This is a genomic window from Psychrobacter sp. PL15 (genome assembly GCF_035984995.1).
GTDB lineage: Bacteria > Pseudomonadota > Gammaproteobacteria > Pseudomonadales > Moraxellaceae > Psychrobacter.
This window is the reverse complement of the sequence record NZ_JAXCIB010000032.1, coordinates 1-3,953: the sequence shown is the minus strand read 5'-3', so window position 1 is coordinate 3,953 and position 3,953 is coordinate 1. Positions and strand designations below refer to the sequence as shown.

Sequence of the window (3,953 nt, the reverse complement as noted above, 5' to 3'; positions counted from 1 at the left end):
TCTCACTTTGGCGGTGGATAGTAACCTTGATGCTAGCGCATCTAGGCCTCTTTTTCACCTGCTGTTTGAAATTGCACTTCACGTGTTAATCTAAGTTTAAAATTAAACTGTGATAAAATTTTAACTATAAATAAAGCCCCTTATTGACACGAATAAAGGGCTTTATTGGCGATTACTACGAAAATGTATGGTTCAGCTACTGCTTTTCAGTTATTGCTGTTAAGTTACTGCTCAATACGCTGTAAGAACGCCTGTGTACGCGGATGTGTTGATAACTCAAACATCTGCTCAGCGCTGCCTTCTTCAACTATGTGCCCATCCTCAATCAGTACCACATGGTCAGCCACATCACGAGCAAAGTTAATCTCATGAGTAACCACCACCATCGTCCAGCCTTCAGATGCCAGCTGCTTCATAGTCGCTAAGACATATTGCACCAACTCGGGATCAAGAGCGGAAGTGGGTTCATCAAACAATAGTAAAGAAGGTTCAATAGCGAGCGCACGGGCAATACCAATCCGCTGCTGCTGACCGCCAGATAACTGAAAAGGATATAAATCAGCTTTGTCCAACAGGCCCACTTTTTCGAGTAGTGCCAATGCTTGTTTGCGGCCTTGTGCTTTACTTCTACCTTGTACCACTACCGGTCCTAGAGTTAAGTTCTCAAGGGCGGTCTTATGCGGAAATAAATTATAGGACTGAAATACCATGCCTGACTTACGCTGTAGTGCGAGCAAGGTTTTTTTCTTCGGCTTAGTAGCAAAATTTACTGTCAAACTACCATCGTCAAATGAAATGATCCCTTGATCAGGAATTTCAAGCGCATTAAGACAACGTAGAAATGTTGTTTTGCCTGAACCCGATGGCCCAAGTATCACTACCACCTTACCTTTGTGAATGGTCAAATCAATGCCTTTAAGCACTTGATTGCTGCCAAAGGCTTTGTGAATATTATTGACTTGAATCATAAAAATTCCTGTTGCACGTGTCTTAATTATTGCACTGATTTTAACTATAACGAAGGTATTAGGAACAATACGGTGTGGCTAACAAATGATTTATTTGGCAACATAACGATCAAGTCTGGTCTCAAGTCGGCCTTGGATAAAGGTTAAGAACAAACAAATACCCCAATAAATAACCGCCGCTTCGGTATAGACCAACATAAACTCATAATTACGCGCGGTGATAATTTGCGCCTGCTTAAACAGCTCGGTGACTAACACTAATGACGCCAAAGAGGTGTCTTTTACCAGGCTAATAAAAGTATTGGATAACGGCGGTACCGACACTCTAAGCGCTTGTGGCAAAATCACATGTCGAAAGGTTTGTAGATAAGTCAGCCCGACTGTCGAACCAGCCTCCCACTGTCCCTTGGGAATGGACAAAATAGAAGCGCGCACCGTCTCTGACGCATAAGCACCAATATTGAGCGAAAAAGCAATAATCGCTGAAGGAAAAGGATCAAGCTTGAGGCCAATACTGGGTAAACCATAAAAGATAATAAAAAGCTGCACTAACATCGGTGTGCCGCGAATGGCAGAGACGTAAATGCGCGCAATGCGATAAATAATCTCATGCCATATGCTAGCGCGTGGCACGATACGAATCAGCGCCACGCTCAAGGCAATACACATCCCTATTACAAAGGAGATTAATGCCAGCGGTATCGAGTAATAAATACCACCTTTAAGCATCGGCCAAAACGAGTTAATGACAATATCAGCCCGATCAGGGCTCATAAATGGCAATAATGCTAAGAAATCAGTTAACATTGATATTATAGAAACTATCATTAGTCTTGTTTGCTTATATCGGCACCAAAGAAGGTATCACTAAGCTTAGTCAATGTACCGTCAGCCTGCAGCGCAGCCATAGCTTCGTCCAGTTTTGCCACTACCGCATCATCGCCTTTAAGCAGTATCAGACCAGAACCGCGTTTTTCACTTGCTGGTGCGACCAGTTTGATCTCAAGGCTACTGTCTGGGAACTTTTTAAGATAATCTAACACCGCAAGGTTGTCATTCATGGTGAAGTCAGCGCGATCTTGTTTGACCAATTGTATCGCTTGTGCCATACCATCCACAGGAACAATTTCTGCACCATAGCGTTCTGCCAACTCACCATAATTGCTACTGAGCGACTGTGCTGAGCGCAGACCTTTTAATGCTTCCCACGAGCTATAGCGATTGTCATCAGTTGGCGCCAGTGCAACAGCACCTGACCAGCTATAGGCGGTCGCTTTATCGTACTTTGCTAAACGTTCAGGCGTAGTCAGACTGACTTGGTTAGCCACCATATCAAAGCGTTTTGCATCCAGTCCTGCCAGCATCGCATCCCACTGGGTTTCTTTAAATTCTACTTCTACGCCTAGTTTATCAGCGACAGCACGGGTGACTTCGACATCATAGCCCGTAAGCTTGCCCGTTTCATCATGATAGGTAAACGGTGGATAAGTACCTTCGGTACCGACATTAATAATGCCATTATTATTGATACGCTGGAGCAAGTCTGAGCCACCAGTTGCAGTATCATTAGCATTGTCAGTATTGGACTGACTACAAGCTGTAAGAAAAATAGCACTAACAGCTAGGGTTAACAGGGCGCGACGTTTCATAAGAGGTCCTTTATTCGAGTATATCTGGATGAATAATATCAGTCGTTAGCTATAATAAATAGATAACAATAATGTGTAGATATGGCGGCAAAATATGAGCTGCCCAGCTTATTTTATGGCAATTTATTATGTATGCTTATAACTCGCCGATTTGAGGATGCAACACCTATTTTTCAATACATATTCAACATTATTAATACTCTTGTTAAGACTATGTATTGAGATAGCTTTTTTTAAAATTAATAATAATTGTCTGCTTCTATACTAGCGCAACTGGGTTAGAAAAAACGTACAAAAATAGTGAGCATCGCTCAGACTACTACAGCTCACCTGCAAACTGATAGCGATCACCCGCATGCCACATTTTGACAAAGGTTAATACTTGGCCTGATGAATAAGTCTGCCGGCTGAGCACTAAGGTGGGTGACTGCTCTTCGACCTGCAACGCGTGAGCCACCTCTTTTGGTGCCGCTAGCGCTCGGATAGTATAGCTGCCTCGCTCGAGTGGACTCTTAGCAATCAGATAATCACTGGTGTTAACAATGCTAAAGTCTTGTTCAATAAATCTGGGAACTTTTACCGCATCTACCCAGCGCTCTTCAAACTGAATCGGTTGTCCATCGGCGAAGTGAATAATCTTTACTTCGTATAGCACAGCCACCTCATCATCATTTAAATCATTTTTGACTACTTGCTCAGTAAGCAATACTGGCGGTGCCTCAATATCGAACTTACGGCGCAAATACTCATCGAGCATGCCAGCTGTGATGCTGCGTTTACTCAACACCTGCGCTTGATAATCGCGATTGGCCGACTTTAAATCTTGGGCGATGTTACGTACTTCAACGAAGGTATGATTAAACTGTTGCTGCGCCACAAAAGTTCCTGAGCCTTGTCGACGCTCTAATACCCGCTCTTCGCTTAACTCTTTTAAGGCACGATTCACGGTCATTCTCGAGACTCCAAACTGCTCAGCCAACGCCATTTCTGTAGAGATGGCCTCGCCTGCTTGCCACTTGCCGCGATGAATATTATCTAATATTGCATTTTTAATGCGTTGATACGCAGGAACCCTCTTTTTCGTACTCAATTTGGTCATGCCCATCGTCGCCTTTGTCATTTTTACTTTTATTATGTCCACTATCGATTATCAATTCTAATTATCAGACTTAGCCTTTCATTTTAGCCAGCAATATCAATCACACTAATGCCGCCATAATATCATGGCATCGTCAAAATCATGGCGCTATTCATCGTTCTATCAAGACCATATTGCAAATAATTGAACTATTGGCTAAAAAAACTTGCAAGATAAAACAGTCTCTGATAATTTGTA

The 3,953-nt window shown here is 42.8% G+C and carries 4 protein-coding genes; all 4 read right to left on the bottom strand.

Annotated features, from left to right (window positions below):
- Positions 1 to 224: 224 nt before the first annotated feature.
- A complete protein-coding gene (locus RCH20_RS12430) occupies positions 225 to 968 on the bottom strand; it encodes an amino acid ABC transporter ATP-binding protein (protein ID WP_327193823.1) in 744 nt (247 codons plus the stop codon).
- Positions 969 to 1,058: 90 nt separating this feature from the next.
- Complete coding sequence (locus tag RCH20_RS12425; RefSeq protein ID WP_327193822.1) at positions 1,059 to 1,742, bottom strand: amino acid ABC transporter permease; 684 nt, start codon at positions 1,740 to 1,742, stop codon at positions 1,059 to 1,061.
- A gap of 53 nt (positions 1,743 to 1,795) precedes the next feature.
- Positions 1,796 to 2,617: an amino acid ABC transporter substrate-binding protein gene (locus RCH20_RS12420; RefSeq protein ID WP_327193821.1), complete on the bottom strand. Its 822-nt coding sequence runs from the start codon at positions 2,615 to 2,617 to the stop codon at positions 1,796 to 1,798.
- 319 nt (positions 2,618 to 2,936) lie between these two features.
- Positions 2,937 to 3,716, bottom strand: a complete 780-nt coding sequence (locus tag RCH20_RS12415; protein ID WP_327193820.1) for a UTRA domain-containing protein — start codon at positions 3,714 to 3,716, stop codon at positions 2,937 to 2,939.
- Positions 3,717 to 3,953: the final 237 nt, after the last annotated feature.

Coding starts and splice junctions, on each gene's coding strand:
- RCH20_RS12430 (WP_327193823.1), bottom strand. CDS start 968: ATGATTCAAGTCAATAATATTCACAAAGCCTTTGGCAGCAATCAAGTG.
- RCH20_RS12425 (WP_327193822.1), bottom strand. CDS start 1,742: ATGAGCCCTGATCGGGCTGATATTGTCATTAACTCGTTTTGGCCGATG.
- RCH20_RS12420 (WP_327193821.1), bottom strand. CDS start 2,617: ATGAAACGTCGCGCCCTGTTAACCCTAGCTGTTAGTGCTATTTTTCTT.
- RCH20_RS12415 (WP_327193820.1), bottom strand. CDS start 3,716: ATGACCAAATTGAGTACGAAAAAGAGGGTTCCTGCGTATCAACGCATT.